Below are 19,677 nucleotides of genomic sequence, written 5' to 3'. Positions count from 1 at the left end.
ATCCTGTCATTTCCCGGCGAGGGTGACGACCTGCCGGTTGTGGAAGTAGTCGTCCTCACGCAGCACGGTGACGCTGCCGGGTGAACCGCGGAAGTCGACGTACCCGGCCGATTCGAGCGGCATCCGGATCCACGCGGCGATCACGAAGGTGAGCGCGCCACCGTGCGTGACGACGATCTGGTGCTCGCACGGGCTTTCCAGGATCGACTCCATGGCCGCGTAGACCCTCGCCGCCATCGCGCCTTTCGTTTCGGCGCCGGGGATTCCTTCGTCGTGTCCCAGCCGCTCGCCGACGGCGGGCGGCGGGACGAACCGGCTGTCCAGCCACGCCTGCGGTTTGCCGCCGGCTTCCCCGTACGACTTCTCACGCAGCCGCCGGTCCAGGACCGGGGTCACGCCGAGCCGTTCGCCGATCAGTTCCGCGGTCCGCGCGGTGCGGCGCAGATCCGAGGCGTAGAGCTCCACCTCGTCCGGCACCTTCGCGCGCAGCGACTCGGCGACGGCGACGGCCGCGCGTTCGCCCTCAAGAGTGAGTTCTGAGTCGTACCACCCGCCCACCAGGTGATCGACGTGGTGCGTGGCCTCCGGATGCGTGACGACGTAGACGGTGCGCATCCGGAGAATCTAAACGCGCGTCAGTTTCGCGAAGGCGACGACGTTGTCGAGATAGTTGCCGGTCGAGGAGTCGAAATCCCCGCCGCAGGTGATCAGCCGCAGTTCCGGCCCGGTCGTGTCGCCGTAGACCTTCTCCGTGGGGAAGGACGCCTTCGGATGCCGCTCGACCGCGTACACGGTGAACACCGCGGTGATCCCGTCCTCGCGATGCACGAGTGCCTCGTCGCCGGCCTTCAGCTCCTTGAGCCGGACGAAAACGCCGGGGACCTTCTTGTAGTCGACGTGCCCGGCGAGGACGGCGGGGCCGACCTCGCCCGGCGCCGGGCCACCGGTGAACCAGCCGGTGGTGATCGCGTCGTGCGGCACCTGCAGAGTGCCGTCACCGGCCAGGCCGAGGTCGACGATCTCGCCGGTGCGGACGCCGATCGCCGGGATCTCGAGCCTCGCCGGTTTCGCGGGCGCGAGCGGCGAGACCGGCGGGATCACCGTGGCCGAAGGCGCCGCCGCGGACATCGTCGGCGGCGACGCGGGCGAGGCGATCTTGCCCGAGGGAGGGACGGCGCACGCGGTCAGCGCGGCCGCGAGCACCACCCCGAGGAGCGTGCCGACGACCAGCGGGAACGGCCACCGGCGCCAGGAAGGCCGGATCATCGCTCCGCACGCCGCCGAAGGACCAGGGACGCGCCCGCGACCGACACGGTCAGCAAGGCGGTGCCGGTCAGCGCGACCGCGGCGACCTCCAGGAACCCGCCGTTGCTTTCGACGGCCTCCCCGCCACCGGTCGCGACGCCACCGACGGGTTTGACCTTCACCTGGCCGGATTTCGCGGGTTCGCCGAACCGGGATTCGCAGGCGTACCCGTCGTGATCGGCGTCGAGCTTGTGCGGGTCTCGCGGGTTCTTCTTGAGCTCGGCCTGCGCGGCGGCTTGCGAGGGAAAATCGGCGCAATCCTTGTCCTTGAACTGCGGCGCCCGCGTTTCCGTGGTGATCGACGGAAGGGTCGGCGTGCTCGTCACGATCGGCGGAGTCCCCCGTTTGGGAAGCTTTTCGCAAGCGATTCCGTCGCCGTCTTCGTCCAGGCGATGCGGATCGGAGCGATCTTTGTCGAGCACGGCCTGCGCGTCTTCCTGATACTTGAAGTCACCGCAGTCCAGATCGGCGATCGCGGGCGCTTCGGCCAGCGCGAAAGCGACGGAAGCGGGGCCGAACAAGGAGAATCCGGCAAGGATGGCGGCCGTGCCGAGGGCGCGACGAACCGAGGACATGACAAGTCCTTTCGCTGGGAATCCGCGCTCGGGGCGCGTTCGATGCACATAGAGTCGTGTGCGGACCCCAGCTGTTACGGATTAATCGGAAAAGCGAGCCGTTAATTTCACACGGTTTGATCGAGCGGAACGTCGAAAGCGACCAATGTCCCCAAACTCGGGGAAGAATTGATCGAAAAGCGCCCGCCCGACGTCGTCGCGCGTTCGGCGAGATGACGCAGACCGCGTTTGGCGACCCCCTGCGGGACACCGGATCCGTTGTCCCGCACGCGAAGTTTGACGCCTTCCGCGTCGCGGCTGAGCGTCACGCGGGTCTCGCTCGCCCCGGAGTGTCTGACCACATTGGACAGTGCCTCGCGCAGGGCCGCACGGATGTGGTCCGCCTGTTCGGCGGGGATGTCGGCGAGCTCTCCCGACAGTTCGAGGGTCGGCGGGTAGCCGAGCAGCTCGCCCGCGATGCGCACTTCGCCCCGCGCGGACTCGGCGAGGTCGGTCGCGGTGACGGTCTCGTTCGCGGGTTCCGGGCTGCGCAGGGCGCGCACGGTGCCGCGGATCTCTTCGATGGTCTGGTCGAGCTGGTCGATCGCCTCGGACAGCCGCGCGCCGTCGGCCTGCGCGAAGCGTTTCCGCATGTTCTTGCGAACGCGGTCGAGCTGCATCCCGGCGCCGTAGAGACGCTGCACGATGACGTCGTGCAGTTCGCGCGCGATACGTTCGCGCTCCTGGTAGAGGGTCACGCGGTGCCGGGCGTTGGCACCCTCCGCGAGCGCGAGCACCACGCCGGCCTGCGCGGCGAACGCGGTGAGCACCTCGACCGTGCTGGCGGAGAACGGTTCCCCACCGTGGCGGCGGTACACGGTGAGCGCGCCGAGGACGCGCCCGCCCGCGCCGAACGCCGAAGCGGCGAAAGGCCCGAAGCCCTGGAGTTCCGGCGGCACGAACGGCGCCGTGCGGGGATCGACGGTGAAGTCCTCGCTGACCACCGGCTCCCCGCCGCGCGCGACCTGGCCCGCCGCGGAATCCGCGGAAAAGGCCAGCCCTCGCAGGCCTTGGGTGGTGGCCCCGTGCGCGGCCTCCGCGACCACCTGGCCGTCGTCCGCGCGCACCATGACGAGACCGAGGTCGGCCTCGGCCAGTTCGACGGCGCGGGCGACCACGGTCTCCAGCACGTCACCCGGGTCGTCGCCGGACAGGGCGGTGCCGGTGATCTCGGTGGCGGCGGACAGTGCGCGCGCGGCAAGCGTGGGATCCATGAGCGCTATCGACATTAGTCGGCTCCGGCCAACGCGCGCGCTGTGACGCGGCCCTCTCGGACCTCCAGGATCATGTCCGCTTCTTCGGCTTCGGCGGCGTGATGCGTGACGTGGACGACGGTTTTCCCGGCGAGCGCCTCGCCGAGACGTTCGCGGACGGTGCGCGCGGTCGGCTCGTCGAGATGAGCGGTGGGCTCGTCGAGCAGGACGAGATCGGCCTGCTCGGCGCCGAGTACGGCCCGCGCCAGCGCGACCCGCTGCGCCTGCCCTCCCGAGAGACCGGCACCGGCGCTGTCCAGCATCGTGGTGAGCTCGACGTCTTCGAGAACGGCTTCGTACAACGCTTTCCGCAGGTCGGCCTCGGACGCCGTCGGTTTGGCGAGGCGCAGGTTCTCGGCGACCGTGGTCGAGACGAGCATCGGTTCCTGAGGCGCCCAGGCGACGTTCTCGGGAGCGGCGACGTCACCCTTGCTCGGCTGGAGAAAACCGAGCAAGGCAGCGACGAGCGTCGACTTCCCGGCGCCGCTCGGGCCGACGACGGCGACGTGCGTGCCGGGCGCGATGTCGAGGTCGACGCCGGTGAGGACCGGGTGCTCGGTGCCGGGCCAGCCGAGGTCGGCGTTCCGGATCCGCACCCCGCCGGCGCGATGAAGGACTCCTTCATTGCAGATTTTGCGATGAAGGAGTCCTTCATCGCACGCGGCGAGGCGCAGACGGGCCTGGCGCAGGGTGTCCCAGTGCTGCGCGGCGGGCGGAAGAAGGGAGAAGACCTCCGCCAGCGCCAGCGGCACCAGGGCGACCACCGGCGCGAGGACCGGGTTCAGCGCGCCGGCGGCGACGGCGCTCACGGCGAACCCGGTGCTCACGACGGTGGCGGCCCCTGTCGCCAGGATGATCAGGGCATCGGCCGCGCCGCCGCCGAAGGCCTGTCGGCGGGCTTCGGCGGTCAGAGCGGCGTCGGTCGTGGCGATCCGTCGACGACGCTCTTTGTCGGCCCCGTACGCGATCAGTTCGGCGGCGGCCTCGAACAGGCTCAGCACCTGCGCCGACACCGAACGCCGTCCGGCGGCCAGCGCACTGGTCGCGCGGCGTTCCGCCCGGAGCGCGAGCAGCGGCGCGAACGCGCTCACCAGCACGGCCGCCGCCAGCGCGAGCCCGGCTTCGGGCAGCACGGCGGCCTGGACCGCGACCGCGCCGACGGCCACCAACGCGACCACGATCAGCGGAGTGATCACGCGCGGAAGCAGGTCACGCACGGTGTCGGTGTCGCCGACCAGCCGACGCTGCTCTTCACCCGCCCGAAGCGCCCGAGCCGGACCGAGCCGCACCAGCGACTCCCACAGCCGGACGCGCAGGCTTCCGGCGATCCGGAACGCGGCGTCGTGCGTGACCAGCCGTTCGAGGTAACGCAGCCCCGCGCGGCCGAGGCCGAACGTTCGCACGCCGACGATCATCACCGTCAGAGTCAGGATCGGCGGCTGTTGCGACGCCTTGGCGATCAACCAGCCCGAAAGCGCGGTCAGCGCGACCCCGGCGAGCAGCGCGGCGGCGCCGAGCGACGCGCCACCGAAGAACCGGGGGTGCAGCAGTTCACGCCAAGGCAGCGGCCGGGCTTGCCGGGTTTCCTCGGTGGTTCCGATTTCGCCGCCTGCCATGGTCGACATGTCGACACCGGAGCCGCGTTCGTGGGCGGCGATGATCGCGGCCGCACCGCCGTCGACGGCCCTGCGGACGGCGGCCATGACACGCGCGGCGTTGACCTCGTCGAGGTGCGCGGTGGGTTCGTCGAGCAGCAGCAGCCACGCGCCCGACCGGACCCGCACCAGCGCCCGCGCCACCGCGACACGCTGGCGTTGTCCCTGCGACAGCTTCGAAACCGGCCGGTCGGCGAGCCCCGTGAGCCCGAGTTCGCCGAGGATGTCCTCCGCGCCGACCTCGTCGAGGACCGTGCCTCCGCCGAACACCGGCGACTGCGGCACCCAGGCGACGCTTTCGCGCCAGCTCGTCAGATCGGCGTCGGCGAGGTCGGTGCCGCCGATGGTGATCGTCCCGTCGTGGGCCTGCACGAAACCGAGCAGCGTGGCGAGCGTCGTCGACTTGCCGCCGCCGCTGGGCGCGCGCAGCCAGGTGATCTCGCCGGGCCGGGCGATGAACGTCTCGCCGTCGGGGGCGAATCCGCCGCGCCTGGCGACACGCAGGCCGCCGACGTGGACCTCGCCCTTGGGCGGCGTCTCGGAACCGTTGGGCGGCAAGGGTTCCGCGAGTACGTCCGCGACCCGGCGCACGGCCTCGACGCCGTCCTCGCTGGCGTGGAAGGCGGCGCCGACCGCGCGTAGCGGCTGGTAGCACTCCGGAACCAGGATCAGCACGCCGAGCCCGATGGCCAGCGACAGTTCGCCGGAGACCAGCCGGACACCGATGACGACCGCGACCAGCGCGACCGAGAGCGTCGCGATCAGTTCGAGCGCGAACGCCGACGCGAACGCGACCTTCAACGTCTTGAGCGTGGTGCGGCGATGACGTTCGGAGATCTTCCGGACCGTCTCGGCCTGCGCCCCTGCGCGGCGGAACGCGCTGAGGATCGGCAGCGCGCGAACGAGTTCCAGCAGATGCCCGGACAACCGTTGTTCTGCGTCGGCGGCTTCGGCGACCCGTTCGGCGGTGTGCTTGCCGATCAGGATGGCGAACAACGGCACCAGCGGCACGGTGATCACGACGAGCAGGGCCGACGGCCAGTCGGCGAACAGGATCGCGACACCGGCGGCGAGCGGCACGATCGCGGCGGTCACCAGGGCCGGGAGGTACTGGGTGAAGTAGGCGTCGAGCGCGTCGAGTCCCTTGGTGGTCAACGACGTCAGCTCGCCGTGGCCGCGGCGCGCGATCCATTCCGGGCCGAGTTTCAAGGCGTGGTCGAGGGCTTTGGCGCGCAACTCCTCCTTCGCGCGGGCGGCCGCGCGAACGGAAACGATCCGCACCGCCCAGCCGGTCGACGCACGCCCTGCGACGAGCGCGAGCAGCACGGCCAGCTGGGCGGTGCGGTCCCCCGGTGTTCCGCGGACGACCGCGGAGAGGACGTCGGCCAGTAGGAACGCTTGTCCAACCAGCAAAAGCGCGTTGACGAAAGAGAGAATTCCACTGAGGATCAACGCCCGGCGCGCCGCACTCGAAAGCGGAGCCAGCGCGCCGAGCGGACCCTTCCCCGGTCGCGCTGGGTCCATTGTGGACTCCGTGGCGGAAAGGGTGTCGCGGCCGGGAAGTTCGGTCATGGTGCGTGCACCGGTGGGATGTGCCGGGTGCCGATGCGCTTGCGGAACACCCAGTACGTCCAGCCCTGGTAGATCAGGACGGCCGGGGCGCCGAACAGCGCGACCCAGGTCATCACGGTCAGGGTGTACGGGCTCGATGCCTCACCCGCGATCGTCAGCGTGTTGGCGGCGTCCAAAGTGGACGGCAGGACGTTCGGGTACAGCGCGACGAAGATCGCGACCGCGGAAGCCGCGATGACCCCGCCGAGCGCGGCGAACGCCTGGCCTTCGCGGCCCATGCGGATCCGGAACCACGCGACGACGGCCGCGACGACGGCGAGACCGATGAGGAGCAGTGTCCACAGGTCGCCCGAGCGCAGTTGCACGACGATGAGGAACGCGAGCAGCGGCAGGAGGGCGACCGGGAGCAGGCGGGTGCCGAGATTCCGCGCACGGTGCCGGAGGTCGCCTTCGGTTTTGAGGGCGAGGAACGCGGCGCCGTGGACCAGCGAGAACCCGACGACCGCGATCGCGCCGAGCAGTGTTTCGAGGCTGAGCGCGGCGAACGGGCCGCCGACCCGATTACCGTCGGCGTCGAGCGGGAGACCGAGGACGGTGGTGGCGAGCAGCAGACCGACGCCGAACGGCGGGATCCACGAGCCGATGCCGATGACGCGGTCCCAGTTGCGGCGCCAGCGGTCGGAGTCGACCTTGCCGCGGTACTCGAACGCGACGCCGCGGCCGATGAGGGCGAGCAGGACCACCAGGAGCGGGAGGTACGCGGCCGAGAACAGCGACGCGTACCAGCCGGGGAACGCGGCGAACATCGCGCCGCCGGCGACGATCAGCCAGACCTCGTTGCCGTCCCAGACCGGGCCGATCGTGTTGACCATGACGCGGCGCTCGGTGTTGTCCTTCGCGAGGACCGGCATGAGCATGCCGACGCCGAAGTCGAAACCTTCGAGGAAGAGGTAGCCGAGCCAGAACAGGGCGATGACGCAGAACCAGATCGTTTCGAGGGTCATCGGGTGCTCACTTTCCTGGCTTCCGGGGGCTGAAGGACGCTTTGCCCGCATGCGACGCGGTGAAGGGCCCCTTCATCTCGCTGCCGGGTCGCGTGCCCTGTGGACGCCGCGCGGCATGTCGCGAAAGCCACTTTCGGGACATCCAGCGTCGCGAAAGTGGCTTTCGCGACGCTCCCCGTCCCCCGGTCGCCCTGAGTTATCCACAACCGCGCAAGTTGTCCACAGATCGGCTGTGGGTAACCCGCCTGAGCGATACCCCCGATACGCTGGGTGCGGGGCCGTCCCCCGGGAAGGGCGGGGGGCTGGGTACGTGAGGGTAAGAGGCGATCAGTAGGCGAAGGCCAGCGCGTCGTCATCGCCGTCACCGCCTTCCGAGTCGCTGTTCTTGCTGGTCGAGGTCGGTTTCTTGGGTGGCATGACGGCGTCGACGCCGCCGCGGACGTACTTGCGCATCAGGTAGACCTCGACCACGCCGAGCGCCGCGTAGACGGTCGTCAGAGCGATCAGCGAAGTCCACACCTCGCCTGTGGACAACTTCGAGACCGCCTGCGCGGTGAACATCCACACCCCGTCGACACCGGTCGGATTCGGCACCACCACGAACGGCTGACGGCCCATCTCGGTGAAGATCCACCCGGCGCTGTTGCCGATGAACGGCGTCGCGATCCCGCCGAGCACGAGCCACGGGAACCAGCGTTGCCCGGGGATCCGTCCGCGCCGGGTCAGCCACAGCGCGAGCACCCCGATCCCGGCCGAGATCGCGCCGAAGCCGATCATCGCGCGGAAGCCCCAGTAGGTCACCGGAAGGCTGGGCACGTAGTCGATCGGCTTGCCCGCGAGCGAGCCGAGCTGCGGGTCGTCCGGGTAGTTCGTCCCGTACTTCGCCTGGTACTCGGTGATCAGGTTCTCCACGCCCTTGACCTCGGTCGTGAAGTCGTTGTGCGCCAGGAACGAGAGCAGCGCGGGCACGGTGAAGGTCTTGACGTCCTCGCAGTTCGCGTTCCGCACGTCGCCGATCGCGATGATCGAGAAGCTCGCCGGTTTCTCCGTATGGCACAACGCTTCCGCCGAGGCCATCTTCATCGGCTGCTGCTCGAACATCAGCTTGCCCTGCAGGTCGCCGGTGATCGCCAGTACCGCGAACGCCACCACACCGGTCCAGCCGCCGAGACGCAACGACGAACGCCACACCGCGCGGTGCTCGTCGTCCTCCGAACGCTTGCGCCACAGCTGCCAGCCGGCCACACCGACCAGGAACGCCGCCGCCACCGAGAAGGCACCGGCGAGAGTGTGCGGGATCGCGGCCAGCGCGGTGTTGTTCGTCAGCACCGCCCAGATCGAGTTCATCGTCGGCTTCCCGTCGACGAACTCGACCCCGACCGGATGCTGCATCCACGAGTTCGCCGCCAGGATGAAGTACGCGGACGCCACGGTCGCCAGCGAATACGCCCACGCGCACGCCAGGTGGACCTTCTTCGGCAGCTTGTCCCAGCCGAAGATCCACAGCCCCAGGAAGGTCGACTCGACGAAGAACGCGACGAGCCCTTCCATCGCCAGCGGCGCGCCGAACACGTCGCCGACGAACCGCGAGTACGCGCTCCAGTTCATCCCGAACTGGAACTCCTGCACGATGCCGGTGACCACGCCCATCGCGAAGTTGACCAGCAGGAGTTTCCCCCAGAACTTGGTCATCTTCAGATAGCGCACGTCACCCGTGCGGACCCACGCCGTCTGCATCCCGGCGACCAGGACCGAAAGCCCGATGGTCAGCGGGACCATCAGGAAGTGATAGACGGTGGTTATGCCGAACTGCCACCTAGCGAGATCGAGAACCTCCACGCCTCAAGCCTGCTCAACGCCCGATGAGCCCGCCAGTTCAAGTGGTCCCGATCTCGCCGGGACGTAGGTCCCGCGCCCTGGTCAGCCGAGGCTCGCGAGCGTGAGACGCGCCTCATCGGCGACCTGCCGCCGCAAGCCCGTGTCCCCCAGCGTCAGCACGTGGGCCAGCGCCAACGCGTACGCCGTGTCGAAAGCGGCCTCGACATCGACGGCGATGTCGGGCTGGACGCCGACGCCTTCCCAGTTGGTCCCCGTGACCGGGTTCACGGCCCGTCCACCCGGGACGGTGACATCCAGATGGGTGTCCACAGTGAACTGCTTCCGCGGATTCGCCCCGCCGCCGGTGACCGCGCCCACCGTCTTCGCCCGCCCCAGTTGCTGCAGCGAGTAGCTCAGGTCCTCGGCACCGGAGAACGTCGTCGGCCCGGTCAGCACCCACACCGGCTTGTCCGGGCCGAACTTGCGACCCGGCACGTACGGCTGCGTCCAGAGCTGATTCGTCACGTCGCCGTCGCGCAGATAGATGCTGTTGAAGTGGACGGGCTCGCCCACCAGGTAGCTGATCAGCAGCGCGACCGTGGACGGGTCGCCGCCCCGGTTCTCCCGGACGTCGATGAGCAGCGCATCGGTGGTCGCGAGCAGCGTCATCGCCGCGGCGAGGGCCTCGCCCGCGATATCCGGCTCGTAGAACAGCTTGGTCTCCAGGTAGCCGACGTTCCCGGCCAGCCGCCGCGCCGACGCGATGCCGTGGCAGTTCAACTCCGCCTCACGGCGGAATTCCTCAGGATCGTACGACTCCCCCTCCACCTCGGGCAGCGGGTCGACGTGGTGCCGCAGCCGCAGATGTTTGTCCCCGTTGACCGACTGCAGGTCTCCGGTGACCGCGACGGCGAACGCCTGATCGTCGAGCCCCGCGTACGCGCCGTCACTCAGCCTCGCCCGTAGCAACACCGTCAGCTTCTCGGCGACGTCGGGGAACACGTAGTGGTCCTGCAGGCGCCTGCACACGTCGTCGATCCGCGCTCTCTCGTCCATGCCCGGCGACGCTACCAGCGAAGCCTGAAAAAAGAATTCGGTTTGCCGAAAACTCAATTCCGCCCGGCCGAGGAATACAATTCGCCCGCGCATGCCGACCGATTCGGAAAAGCCATCAGCTTGCCTTTCTCTGAATCGCCCCTTTATCGTTGCAGTGAAAGGGGTGAAGAACCATCATGTCTAGCTCGATGCTGGCGCTGATCAGCGCGTTCGGCCTGGTACTGGCCGTGGAGCTGCCGGACAAGACCCTCGTCGCCACTTTGGTTCTCACCACTCGTTTCCGCGCGTGGCCGGTATTCGTCGGCGTCACCGCCGCATTCGCCGTGCAATCCGCGATCGCGGCCACGTTCGGCAGTGTGCTCACATTGCTGCCGGAGGCGCTGGTGACCACGATCGTCGCCGCGATGTTCGGTGTCGGCGCGTACATGCTTCTTCGCGAAGGGTTCAGTCCCGCCAAGGACGGCGGAGAGGACGCCTCGCGTTCCGGCCCCGGCCCCGCGACCTTCCTCCGCTCCGCGCTGACGTCGTTCGGCGTGCTCTTCGCCGCCGAGTGGGGCGACGCGTCCCAGCTCGCGACGGCCAGCCTCACGGCCCGCTTCGGCAACCCGTTCGCGGTCGGCCTCGGCTCCTTCTGCGCACTGGTCGCCGTCGCCGGTCTGGCCGTCTTCATCGGCGCGAAGGTCCGTAGCCGGATCCGCCCGAAGCTCATCCAGCGCGTCGCGGGCTTCGTCTTCGCCGGTTTCTCGCTGTTCGCGCTGGCCCAGCTCGCCTTCTGAGGCGCACGGGGTTTTCACAGGTTCGCCGGGTAACCTTTCGGGAACGAAAAGGTGAACACCCGCCCCGACGTGCCTGGAGAAACCGGTCGTGACCTCGCCGAAGACACTCGCCGTCTCCCCTGTGCACGGCAGGCTCGCGGTCTTCGGCATGGCCGTCGCCGTCGCCATCTCGATCGACCTGCACCTGAGGCTCTCCAGCCAGGTCAGCCCGATCTGGCAGACGCTGTCGGAGTACGTCTACGGCTACCTCTCGCCCGGTTCGACGGCGGCCCCGTTGTTCGGCGCGATGTGCCTGGCGCTGGGGTTCGGTTCGCTCGCGCTGCTCGGCGGGATCGCGAAGGCGCACCGCAAGGGCTACGAGTCCGTTCTGGTCCTGCTCGGCGTCTGGTGCGCCGGGCTGTTCGTCCTCGCGCTCGTGCCCGTCGACCCCGAGGGCCAGGCCCGGTCGCTGGCGGGCCAGATCCACAACTACGCCGCGCTGGCGGCCTTCCTCGCGCTGCCGGCCGCCGCCTGGGTGCTGACCCGCCCGGGCCGCGCGCGCTGCCCGTGGGAGCCGCGCCGCACGACGATCCGGCGGCTTTCGGTGGCCAGCTTCGCCGCGGTGGTGATCGTGCTCGGCGGCTTCGTCTGGACGATGCTCACCGGCCCGTCGCACCAGGAGGTCACGCTCGGCCTGTTCGAGCGGCTGCTGTTCGCGGTCGACCTCACGCTGCTGGCGACGATGGTCCGCCCGCTGCTCAGCCACCGCTGAGCGCTACTCGGGCTGCTTCAGCACCTCGGCCAGCCGGACGGCGGCCGCCACGACCGCCGGGCCCACCACGGAGGCATCGAGCGGCTCGAGGGACACGACGCCGACGCTGGCCTTCAGTCCGGGCACTCCGCGCACGGGCGCGGCGACCCCGGAGGCGCCCGCCTCCAGCTCACCCGACGAGGTGACCCAGCCTTCGCCGCCGCCAGGACGCAGCGTCATCGCCTTGCCCGCCGCGCCGGCGGACAGCGGATGCCGGGTGCCGACGCGGTAGGCGACGTGGAAGCTCGTCCACGACGGTTCGACGACCGCGACGGCCTGCGCCTGATCCCCCTGCGCGACCGACAGATGCGCCGTCGCGCCGACCTTCTCCGCCAGTTCGCGCAGCACCGGCCGCGCGGCCTCGCGCAGCTGCGGGAGGACCTGCCCGGCGAGCCGGAGCAGGCCGACCCCCAGCCGCACCTTGTTGCCGTCGCGCCACACCAGACCGCGTTCGGACAGCGGGACGAGCAGCCGGTAGACGGCGGCCCGGCTCGCGCCGATGGTGACGGCGAGTTCGGAGATCGTCGCCGCCTCGCCACCGGCGTCCGCGACCGCTTGCAGCAGCGCGAGGCCTCTGTCCAGGGTCAGCGACCCTTCACGAGTCACAAGAGCCCGAGTTCCCCGAGGTCGGCGACCGGCTCGTCGAACGAGGCCGCCGCGTAGGACGCGAAGAGCCCGCGAACCGCCTTCGCGGCGGGCTCCGACATCCCCTTGGCCTCGGCGGCCAGCGCGGCGCCGTCGGTCGATTCGAGGGCGGCGCGCACGTCGCCGCCGGAGAGGCAGCGTGCGGACGCCACGATCAGGTTCAAGAACCCGTGGTGGGTGAAGCCGCTCGACTCCTCGGTGTGCCGGACGGCGCGGTGCAGGCTGTTCGTCGCCTTGAACGACGCCCCGGTCGAGCCGCTGACCACGGCGAGGAAGTCCGCGACCTCGTCGACGCTGGGGAAGTTCTCGCCCGCCTTGCCGCCGCAGCGGATCTTCGGCCAGCTGCCGTGCTCGATCACCTTCCGCACGCCGTCCAGCCAGCCGACGCCGCGCCGCGGCTCGACCACGCGGATGACGTCCTCGGGCACGAACTCGGAGACGCGCTCCAGCCAGACCTCGTCGACGTCCGACGGCGCCGGCATCTCCACCATGCGCAGGCTGAGGATCTCGCTGCGCGATTCGACGATCGAGATCGCCTTCGGGACCCCGCCGAGGCCGGTGTCGATGATCAGCGACAGCGGCAGCGGTTCCTTGGGTTTGATCTTGATGAGTTCGGTGATGAGCTCGGGCAGCCTCGACGCCTGGCACAGGAACACACCGAGGACGCCGGAGTGTTCACCGGCCCTCGACGCGAAGTGCGCACGCAGCGCTTCGGGCATGGACGCCTCACCGGGCGGGAACAACGCCGAGTCGTCGACGAGCCGCGCGAACAGGGGAGGGATTCCTCGGGGGCCGGGTGGCGTGAGTTCCACAGCGCTTGACACGACTGACACGCTAGTAGCGTACGACATCAGGACAAAATCGTTCGCACAACGGACACGTTCCGGGGAGATTCCGATGCCTTACTACCGGCAGGTAGGCGAGATCCCGCACAAGCGCCACACGGCGTTCCGCAAGCCCGACGGGGGCCTGTACGCCGAGGAACTGATGGGTGTCGAGGGCTTCTCGGCGGACTCGGCGCTGCTCTATCACCGCGGCCTGCCGACGGCGATCGTCGACGCCGTCGCGATCGAGGACGAGCGCGGCCCGATCACCCCGAACCACCCGCTCAAGCCCCGCGCCTTCAAGACCCACGACCTCAAGTTCGGCGAGGCCGACGCGGTCACCGACCGGCGACGGCTGTTCGGCAACGCCGACGTCACCATCGGCTTCGTCCACGCGACCAAGCCTTCGCCGCTGTACCGCAACGCGGCGGGCGACGAGCTGTTCTACGTCCAGGGCGGTGGCGCGACCGTCGAGACGATCTACGGCTCGCTGGAAGTCGGCGACGGCGACTACCTCGTCATCCCGACGTCGTGCACCTATCGTGTGCTGCCGCACGGCGACGACGGGGTCAAGCTGCTGACCATCGAGGCACGCGGCCACATCGGCCCGCCGAAGCGGTATCTGTCGGCGAAGGGTCAGTTCCTGGAGCACTCGCCGTACTGCGAGCGCGACATCCGCGGGCCGTCCGAGCCGCTGGTCGTCGACGGCACCGACGTCGAGGTCCTCGTGCGCCACCGCGCCGGGCTGACGCGCTACACCTACGCGACCCACCCGTTCGACGTCGTCGGCTGGGACGGCTGCCTGTACCCGTGGGTGTTCAACATCGACGACTTCGAGCCCATCACCGGCCGCGTGCACCAGCCGCCGCCCGTGCACCAGACGTTCGAGGGCCCGAACTTCGTGGTCTGCTCGTTCTGCCCGCGCAAGGTCGACTACCACCCCGAGTCGATCCCGGTGCCGTACAACCACGCGAACGTCGACTCGGACGAGCTGATGTTCTACGTCCGTGGGAACTACGAGGCGCGCAAGGGCTCCGGGATCGAGGTCGGCTCGCTTTCGCTGCACCCGTCCGGCTTCACGCACGGGCCGCAGCCCGGCGCGGCCGAGGCGTCGATCGGGGCGCAGTTCTTCGACGAGACCGCGGTCATGGTGGACACCTTCGCCCCGCTGGATCTCGGCGAGGCGGCCGACGCATCGGAGGATCACGGCTACGCGTGGACCTGGTCCGGCCGCGGCCCCGGCGCTTGACGGCCCGCATTTAGTCCTCTAAATGCGTAGATCAACAACAGGCGCGAGTAGGTGCCCACGCATTTAGAGGACTAAATGCGGCGGGTGGCGGGATAAGTACCGCCATGGCCGCAACGGTTCGGCAACGCCAAGCCTGGCAAGGCGAAACCTCCGGATAATCGGTGTCCCCACCGGCGGAGGTTCTCCATGGTCGTGAATCCTCAGCAGTCCCGCGGCGGCCGCAAGGTCCTGGCGTTCGTGGCCGCGGCGGTGGTCGCCATCGGCCTCATCATCGGCCTGCGCGCGCTCACGAGCGACTCCGGCGAGGAGGCCGTGGAAGCGAAGTGCACGACGGGCGACGCGGTCAAGCTGCAGGTGTCGTCGTCGCCGGAAAAGGCCGGCGTGGTCGCCGAGATCGCCCAGGGCTACAGCGGCCGCACGGTGGCCGGACGCTGTGTCGACGTGCTCGTGCAGTCGAAGTCGTCCGGCACCGCGATGCAGGCGCTGGCCCGTGGCTGGAACGAGGCGGTGGACGGCCCGCGGCCGGACGTCTGGACGCCCGCCGCGTCCGGCTGGGTGAACCTGCTGCGCCAGAACCTCACCGGCTCCGATCACCCCGCGCTGGTCCCCGAAGGCGACCCGGAATCGGTCGCGAACGCGCCGCTGGTCGTCGCGATGCCGAAGCCGATGGCCGAAGCGCTCGGCTGGCCCGGCAAGGGCATCGGCTGGAAGGATCTCGCCGCGCTCGCCACGGATCCGCAGGGCTGGGCCAAATACGGTCATCCGGAATGGGGGAAGTTCCGGCTGGGCAAGACGAATCCGAACATCTCGACGTCCGGCCTGAACGCCACCATCGGCGCCTATTACGCGGCGACGGGCACGTCTTCGGACCTCACCGCGAACGCGCTCGCGAAACCCGAGGCGCGGACGTTCGTGCAGAACGTCGAGCAGGCCATCGTCCACTACGGCGACAACACGCTGACGTTCCTGACGAATCTGCAGAAGGCCGACGACCGCGGCGCCGCGATGTCGTACATCTCGGCGGTGACGGTCGAGGAGAACTCGCTCGTCGGCTACAACCAGGGCAATCCCACGAACGATCCGGCGAAACGCGGCCAGCACGCGCCGCCGAAGGTGCCCCTCGTCGGGATCTACCCGAGCGACGGCACGCTCAACTCCGACCACCCGTTCACCGTGCTGAACTGGGCCGACGACATCCACAAGCAGGTCGCGGCGGATTTCCTCGCGCATCTGCGCGGCGCCGAGGCGCAGCAGAAGTTCAGCGACATCGGCTTCCGCACGTTCGACGGCAAACCCGGCTCGCAGACCACGAAGGAGAACGGCGCCGAACCGGACTCGAAGCTCAACCTGATCCGCCCGCCGAGCCCGCCGGTGCTGACCGAGGTGCTGAAGTCGTGGAAGGACCTGCGGAAGAAGGCGAACGTGCTGCTGGTCGTCGACGTCTCCGGTTCGATGGGCGACGGCGTCAGCGGGACCGGGAAGAACAAGATGGATCTCGCGAAGCAGGCCGCTGTGGCGTCGCTGCCGCAGTTCAGCGACGCCGACAAGGTCGGGCTGTGGATGTTCTCGACGAAACTGGACGGCGACAAGGACTACGTCGAGCTCCGGCCGGTGTCGCCGGTCGGCGGTGAGCCGGGCAGGCAGGAGCTGGCGGCGCGGCTGAACGGGCTGACCCCGCAGAACGGGACGGGGCTCTACGACTCGTCGCTGGCGGCCTACGAGTTCATGAAACAGCGGCTGGATCCGAACGCGATCAACGCGGTCGTCGTGCTCACCGACGGCCGGAACGAGGATCCGGGCGGGATCGATCTGCCGAACCTGGTCGGTCAGCTGCGGACCGAAGGCGGTGGCGAGGCGGTGCGGCTGTTCACCATCGCCTACGGCTCGGACGCGGATCTGAACGTGCTCAAGGAGATCGCCGAGACCACCCAGGGCGTCGGGTACGACTCGTCCAAACCGGACTCGATCGACCAGGTCTTCACCGCCGTGATCTCGAATTTCTGAGATCCTCGGATATGCGCTTCGTCCGTGAGCTAGCCGAACCGTGGGGACTGCTCCTCGCGGCGACGTCGGCGGGGGCCGCCTGGGCGGTGCAGCTGCCGACGCTCGCCGCGCTCGGTGTCGGCGTGACCGTGCTCGCCGCCCGCGCCGGGGTCGCCGCCGCCACGCGTCCGAAACCGTTGCCGGAGCCCGAAGAACGGCCGCTACCCGATGTCGAACCCGGCTCCCCCGAGGCGGGCTGGGTGCGGCGCGCGGAAGCGGCGGCCGAGGGCTTCCGCTCGATCTCCGCTTCGCTGGACACCGGCCCGCTCGCGGATCGGGTGGCCACCATGGAGCCGGTGGTGCGGGAAACCGTCGACACCCTCCGGCGGCTGGCCGCTCGCACGTCCGCCACCGGGAAGGCGTTGGCGCGCGTGGACCTTGGCGCGGTGTCGGCCGAGAAAGCCCGGCTGCGCAAGGAATTGAAGACCGCCGACGACGACATCCGCGGCGACCTGAACCAGTCGCTCGAATCGGTGCAGGCACAGGAGGACGTCCACACGCGACTGTCGAGCGCGCAGCGGAAGCTGCTGGCACAGCTGCGATCCGGCGCGCTCGGCCTCGACGGCCTGGTCGCCAGGGCGGCCGAACTCTCGGCCGCCACCGGCGATGCGCTGCTCGACACCACGACGATCGGCGAGTTGAGCGAGCAGCTGGAAGGGATCCGGCGGGGTGTCGTGGAGACCGAGGAGGCGACGCGGCGCTCGCTCGGCTGACGTCACCGCCCGAATCTGACCGGCCCGAAAACCGCGCACCCCGGCACTCCGGCCTTCGCCGTCTTCCCCGCCGACGGCACGCCGAGCACCCACAGCCGTCCGGTGGCGGCGATGTTCGCGGCCAGCGACGGATCCGAACCGCCCGCCTGGACGGTGACCTCGCGACCGTCGGGCAGCACCGTCCGGCCTTTCAGAGTGACCATGCCGAAGAGGTTGACCGACGCAGGCCCGGACACGACGGCGAGTTCGGTCCACCGCGGCTCGGGTGACGGCCGGGCGACCACGATGGCCGCGATACCGAGCCCGATCGTCGCGAGGACGCAGAGCGCGGCCAGCACCCGCGTGTTCGGCACGACGAGGCTGTCGCGGTCGGGATAGTCGATGGCGACCCAGAGCGAGAAGGCGGCCGCCACCAGCGTGATCCCGGCGCCCAGCAGGTAGTACGAACCCAGCAGCCGTCCCTGCAGGGCGACCAGCCGTCCCGGCGTGACCGGCTCGGCCGCCAACGGCACCGAACCCCGCACGGGGGCGTCCCGGAACGCGCCGCGCCGGGGGCCGATGACACCGGGCAGCACGAAGAACGGGCCGAGCACCCACAGCCGTCGTTGTGCCGCCAGTTGCGCTCGCAGCGGGGCGGGCAGCCGGAAGACGAGCCACCGGCCGTCGAGCGGGACACTCACCCGGGAACCGGCGACGACGACCCCGTCCAGCCCGCTCACCAGGCGGAACGGCTTGCCGGTGAGCTTCCGCATCGGCGACGATCCGGCAAGGACGAGGTAGCCGAAGTAGAGCGAAACCGGTGTCATGAAGCAGAGCAGGAAGGCGGGCGCGGCGATGCCGAACCGGCCCGACACCGCCAGGAAAACGCCGAGCACCACGAGCAACCCGGACGCGAAGGACGACGTTCCGGCGGTCAAGGTGAGACGGTCGAGAAGGGGTGTCAGGACCGGCATGTTCTTCGCCGGAATCCCTTCGGGTGGTTCGAGCACCCGGATTCTGTGGTCTTCCACCAGGTCAACGTATACGTGTGCGGTGAGACGTGATCCAGGCTACTTCCACTCGACGGCCAGATCAGGTTAGGCTCACCTAACTAGGAGGTGAGCCGTGACCACACCGACGTCCATCCGCCGCCCGCCGGCGCCGAACCCCGCGGAACGCGCGAAGACGATCGCCACCCGCAACGGGCCGGCGACGCTGATGCCGACCGCCGAGCAGCGCGACCTGCCGGGACAGTGCGGCCGCGTCATCCCCGAGCTGCACCACGTGCACCCGAGCGGCAGCGTCAGCATCCTGCTGCCGGACGAGCACCACCTGGTGAAACGCGCGCACGAGGCACAGCGCGGCGAGCTCGCGGTGATGGTCGAACTGACCGATCAGGCGCCGGTCGACCTGCGCGAACCCATTCGCGGGCTGCTGTGGATCACGGGCTGGCTCCGGCCGCTTTCCGAGGTGTCGGCGCGGGCCCGCGCGGTCTCCATCGCCGAAACCCGGCCGGACGAGCGGCTGCTGGACGTCGGGCACGGCCTGACGCTGCTGCGGCTGACCCCGGCGTCGCTGGTGCTCGCGGACGCCGAGGGCACGCATTCGCTCCGGCCGCATATGTTCAGCGCCGCGCCGCCGGATCCCTTCCACGACTACGAGGCCGCGTGGTTGCGGCATCTGGAGACCGACCACGCCGACGTCGTCGAGCAGCTCGCCAAGCACGTGCCCGCCGAGCTGCGCGGCGGCTGGATCCGGCCGCTCGGGCTGGACCGCTATGGGCTTCGCCTGCGCGTCGAGGCCGACTCCGGCGACCACGACGTCCGGCTGGCGTTCTCGCGGCCGGTCGAAGGGCCGCAGCAGTTGAGCGGCGAGATCCGCCGCCTGGTCGGCTGTCCTTACTTTCCCCAGGGTTAGGCGAGTTCCGCCGGGAAGCCGCCCTTGGCGATCGGGCCCCACGAGTCGATGGTGACGCGAATGATGCTCTTGCCCTGCTTCACCATCGCTTCGCGGTATTCGTCCCAGTCGGGATGCTCACCGGAGATCGCGCGGAAGTAGTCGACCAGCGGCTCGACCGAGTCGGGGAGGTCGAGCACCTCGGCGGTGCCGTTCAGCTGGACCCACTGGTCGTTCCACTCGTCGGAAAGGACACAGGCGGACACCTTCGGCTCGCGACGGATGTTGACGACCTTCGCGCGCTTCGGATACGTCGAGATGACCAGCCGCCCCTCCGTGTCGACTCCGCAGGTCACCGGGGAAAGCTGGGGTCCGCCGTCGGCCTTGGTGGTCATCAGGATGGCGCGGTGGCGGGTGGACAGGAAGTCGACGAGCGCGGCCCGGTCGACGGTTTCGTTGGTCGCGATACTCCTTGCCATGACCCG

18 protein-coding genes are annotated in these 19,677 nt (G+C 69.6%); 6 read left to right on the top strand and 12 right to left on the bottom strand.

Annotated features, from left to right (window positions below; all coding sequences use genetic code 11):
• Positions 1–6: 6 nt before the first annotated feature.
• The 8 genes from AMK34_RS17610 to AMK34_RS17575 all read right to left on the bottom strand — a co-directional run bounded on the left by AMK34_RS17610 (position 7) and on the right by AMK34_RS17575 (position 10,277).
• Entirely contained in the window at positions 7–615 is a 609-nt protein-coding gene (locus tag AMK34_RS17610) for a histidine phosphatase family protein (RefSeq protein WP_073846016.1), read from the bottom strand.
• A 9-nt stretch (positions 616–624) separates the two neighbouring features.
• Positions 625–1,266: a class F sortase gene (locus AMK34_RS17605; RefSeq protein ID WP_073846015.1), complete on the bottom strand. Its 642-nt coding sequence runs from the start codon at positions 1,264–1,266 to the stop codon at positions 625–627.
• On the bottom strand, positions 1,263–1,880 hold the full coding sequence (locus tag AMK34_RS43850; protein ID WP_038507364.1) for an excalibur calcium-binding domain-containing protein: 618 nt from the start codon (positions 1,878–1,880) through the stop codon (positions 1,263–1,265). Before AMK34_RS43850 ends, AMK34_RS17605 begins: the two co-directional genes overlap by 4 nt.
• 107 nt (positions 1,881–1,987) lie before the next feature.
• Positions 1,988–3,133, bottom strand: coding sequence for a GAF domain-containing sensor histidine kinase (locus AMK34_RS17595; RefSeq protein ID WP_038507361.1), 1,146 nt, complete (start codon positions 3,131–3,133; stop codon positions 1,988–1,990).
• A 14-nt stretch (positions 3,134–3,147) separates the two neighbouring features.
• The gene (gene cydD, locus AMK34_RS17590; RefSeq protein WP_083649886.1) at positions 3,148–6,399 is read right to left on the bottom strand and encodes a thiol reductant ABC exporter subunit CydD; all 3,252 of its coding nucleotides are present in this window, start codon (positions 6,397–6,399) and stop codon (positions 3,148–3,150) included.
• A complete protein-coding gene (gene cydB, locus AMK34_RS17585; protein ID WP_073846014.1) occupies positions 6,396–7,403 on the bottom strand; it encodes a cytochrome d ubiquinol oxidase subunit II in 1,008 nt (335 codons plus the stop codon). Before cydB ends, cydD begins: the two co-directional genes overlap by 4 nt.
• Before the next feature lie 327 nt (positions 7,404–7,730).
• A complete protein-coding gene (locus tag AMK34_RS17580; protein ID WP_073846013.1) occupies positions 7,731–9,242 on the bottom strand; it encodes a cytochrome ubiquinol oxidase subunit I in 1,512 nt (503 codons plus the stop codon).
• 81 nt (positions 9,243–9,323) lie between these two features.
• Positions 9,324–10,277, bottom strand: coding sequence for a S41 family peptidase (locus AMK34_RS17575; protein WP_073846012.1), 954 nt, complete (start codon positions 10,275–10,277; stop codon positions 9,324–9,326).
• A gap of 188 nt (positions 10,278–10,465) precedes the next feature.
• Here AMK34_RS17575 and AMK34_RS17570 point away from each other — a divergent pair, with 188 nt between their 5' ends.
• The gene (locus AMK34_RS17570) at positions 10,466–11,053 is read left to right on the top strand and encodes a TMEM165/GDT1 family protein (protein ID WP_038507345.1); all 588 of its coding nucleotides are present in this window, start codon (positions 10,466–10,468) and stop codon (positions 11,051–11,053) included.
• An 88-nt stretch (positions 11,054–11,141) separates the two neighbouring features.
• Positions 11,142–11,804 (top strand): DUF998 domain-containing protein, encoded by a 663-nt coding sequence (locus AMK34_RS17565; RefSeq protein ID WP_016330608.1) that lies wholly within the window; start codon positions 11,142–11,144, stop codon positions 11,802–11,804.
• Positions 11,805–11,807: 3 nt separating this feature from the next.
• Here the strand turns inward: AMK34_RS17565 and AMK34_RS17560 are convergent, their stop codons facing one another.
• Both AMK34_RS17560 and AMK34_RS17555 read right to left on the bottom strand, forming a co-directional pair.
• Positions 11,808–12,449 carry an IclR family transcriptional regulator gene (locus tag AMK34_RS17560; RefSeq protein ID WP_073846011.1) on the bottom strand — a complete coding sequence of 214 codons (642 nt, stop codon included), beginning with the start codon at positions 12,447–12,449 and terminating at the stop codon, positions 11,808–11,810.
• Positions 12,446–13,300, bottom strand: a complete 855-nt coding sequence (locus tag AMK34_RS17555) for a hypothetical protein (protein WP_007030543.1) — start codon at positions 13,298–13,300, stop codon at positions 12,446–12,448. The genes AMK34_RS17560 and AMK34_RS17555 overlap by 4 nt, the downstream gene beginning before the upstream one ends.
• An 85-nt stretch (positions 13,301–13,385) precedes the next feature.
• Here AMK34_RS17555 and AMK34_RS17550 point away from each other — a divergent pair, with 85 nt between their 5' ends.
• The 3 genes from AMK34_RS17550 to AMK34_RS17540 all read left to right on the top strand — a co-directional run bounded on the left by AMK34_RS17550 (position 13,386) and on the right by AMK34_RS17540 (position 17,317).
• On the top strand, positions 13,386–14,561 hold the full coding sequence (locus tag AMK34_RS17550) for a homogentisate 1,2-dioxygenase (RefSeq protein ID WP_038507338.1): 1,176 nt from the start codon (positions 13,386–13,388) through the stop codon (positions 14,559–14,561).
• Positions 14,562–14,747: 186 nt separating this feature from the next.
• Positions 14,748–16,565: a substrate-binding and VWA domain-containing protein gene (locus AMK34_RS17545; protein WP_073846010.1), complete on the top strand. Its 1,818-nt coding sequence runs from the start codon at positions 14,748–14,750 to the stop codon at positions 16,563–16,565.
• A gap of 11 nt (positions 16,566–16,576) precedes the next feature.
• Entirely contained in the window at positions 16,577–17,317 is a 741-nt protein-coding gene (locus tag AMK34_RS17540) for a hypothetical protein (protein WP_073846009.1), read from the top strand.
• 2 nt (positions 17,318–17,319) lie between these two features.
• Here AMK34_RS17540 and AMK34_RS17535 read toward each other — a convergent pair whose 3' ends face one another.
• Positions 17,320–18,327 carry a hypothetical protein gene (locus AMK34_RS17535; protein ID WP_073846008.1) on the bottom strand — a complete coding sequence of 336 codons (1,008 nt, stop codon included), beginning with the start codon at positions 18,325–18,327 and terminating at the stop codon, positions 17,320–17,322.
• 94 nt (positions 18,328–18,421) lie between these two features.
• On the opposite strand from AMK34_RS17535, the gene AMK34_RS17530 reads away from it, so the two are divergent.
• The gene (locus AMK34_RS17530; protein WP_038507325.1) at positions 18,422–19,213 is read left to right on the top strand and encodes a DUF2470 domain-containing protein; all 792 of its coding nucleotides are present in this window, start codon (positions 18,422–18,424) and stop codon (positions 19,211–19,213) included.
• Here AMK34_RS17530 and AMK34_RS17525 read toward each other — a convergent pair.
• The gene (locus AMK34_RS17525) at positions 19,210–19,671 is read right to left on the bottom strand and encodes a PPOX class F420-dependent oxidoreductase (protein ID WP_038507322.1); all 462 of its coding nucleotides are present in this window, start codon (positions 19,669–19,671) and stop codon (positions 19,210–19,212) included. The genes AMK34_RS17530 and AMK34_RS17525 overlap by 4 nt on opposite strands.
• Positions 19,672–19,677: the final 6 nt, after the last annotated feature.

Source organism: Amycolatopsis sp. CB00013 (genome assembly GCF_001905755.1).
GTDB lineage: Bacteria > Actinomycetota > Actinomycetes > Mycobacteriales > Pseudonocardiaceae > Amycolatopsis > Amycolatopsis japonica.
The sequence above is the reverse complement of the archived record's forward strand: the minus strand, read 5'-3'. Positions and strand labels throughout refer to the sequence as shown.

Coding starts and splice junctions, on each gene's coding strand:
- AMK34_RS17610 (WP_073846016.1), bottom strand. CDS start 615: ATGCGCACCGTCTACGTCGTCACGCATCCGGAGGCCACGCACCACGTC.
- AMK34_RS17605 (WP_073846015.1), bottom strand. CDS start 1,266: ATGATCCGGCCTTCCTGGCGCCGGTGGCCGTTCCCGCTGGTCGTCGGC.
- AMK34_RS43850 (WP_038507364.1), bottom strand. CDS start 1,880: ATGTCCTCGGTTCGTCGCGCCCTCGGCACGGCCGCCATCCTTGCCGGA.
- AMK34_RS17595 (WP_038507361.1), bottom strand. CDS start 3,133: ATGGATCCCACGCTTGCCGCGCGCGCACTGTCCGCCGCCACCGAGATC.
- cydD (WP_083649886.1), bottom strand. CDS start 6,399: ATGACCGAACTTCCCGGCCGCGACACCCTTTCCGCCACGGAGTCCACA.
- cydB (WP_073846014.1), bottom strand. CDS start 7,403: ATGACCCTCGAAACGATCTGGTTCTGCGTCATCGCCCTGTTCTGGCTC.
- AMK34_RS17575 (WP_073846012.1), bottom strand. CDS start 10,277: ATGGACGAGAGAGCGCGGATCGACGACGTGTGCAGGCGCCTGCAGGAC.
- AMK34_RS17570 (WP_038507345.1), top strand. CDS start 10,466: ATGCTGGCGCTGATCAGCGCGTTCGGCCTGGTACTGGCCGTGGAGCTG.
- AMK34_RS17550 (WP_038507338.1), top strand. CDS start 13,386: ATGCCTTACTACCGGCAGGTAGGCGAGATCCCGCACAAGCGCCACACG.
- AMK34_RS17545 (WP_073846010.1), top strand. CDS start 14,748: ATGGTCGTGAATCCTCAGCAGTCCCGCGGCGGCCGCAAGGTCCTGGCG.
- AMK34_RS17540 (WP_073846009.1), top strand. CDS start 16,577: ATGCGCTTCGTCCGTGAGCTAGCCGAACCGTGGGGACTGCTCCTCGCG.
- AMK34_RS17525 (WP_038507322.1), bottom strand. CDS start 19,671: ATGGCAAGGAGTATCGCGACCAACGAAACCGTCGACCGGGCCGCGCTC.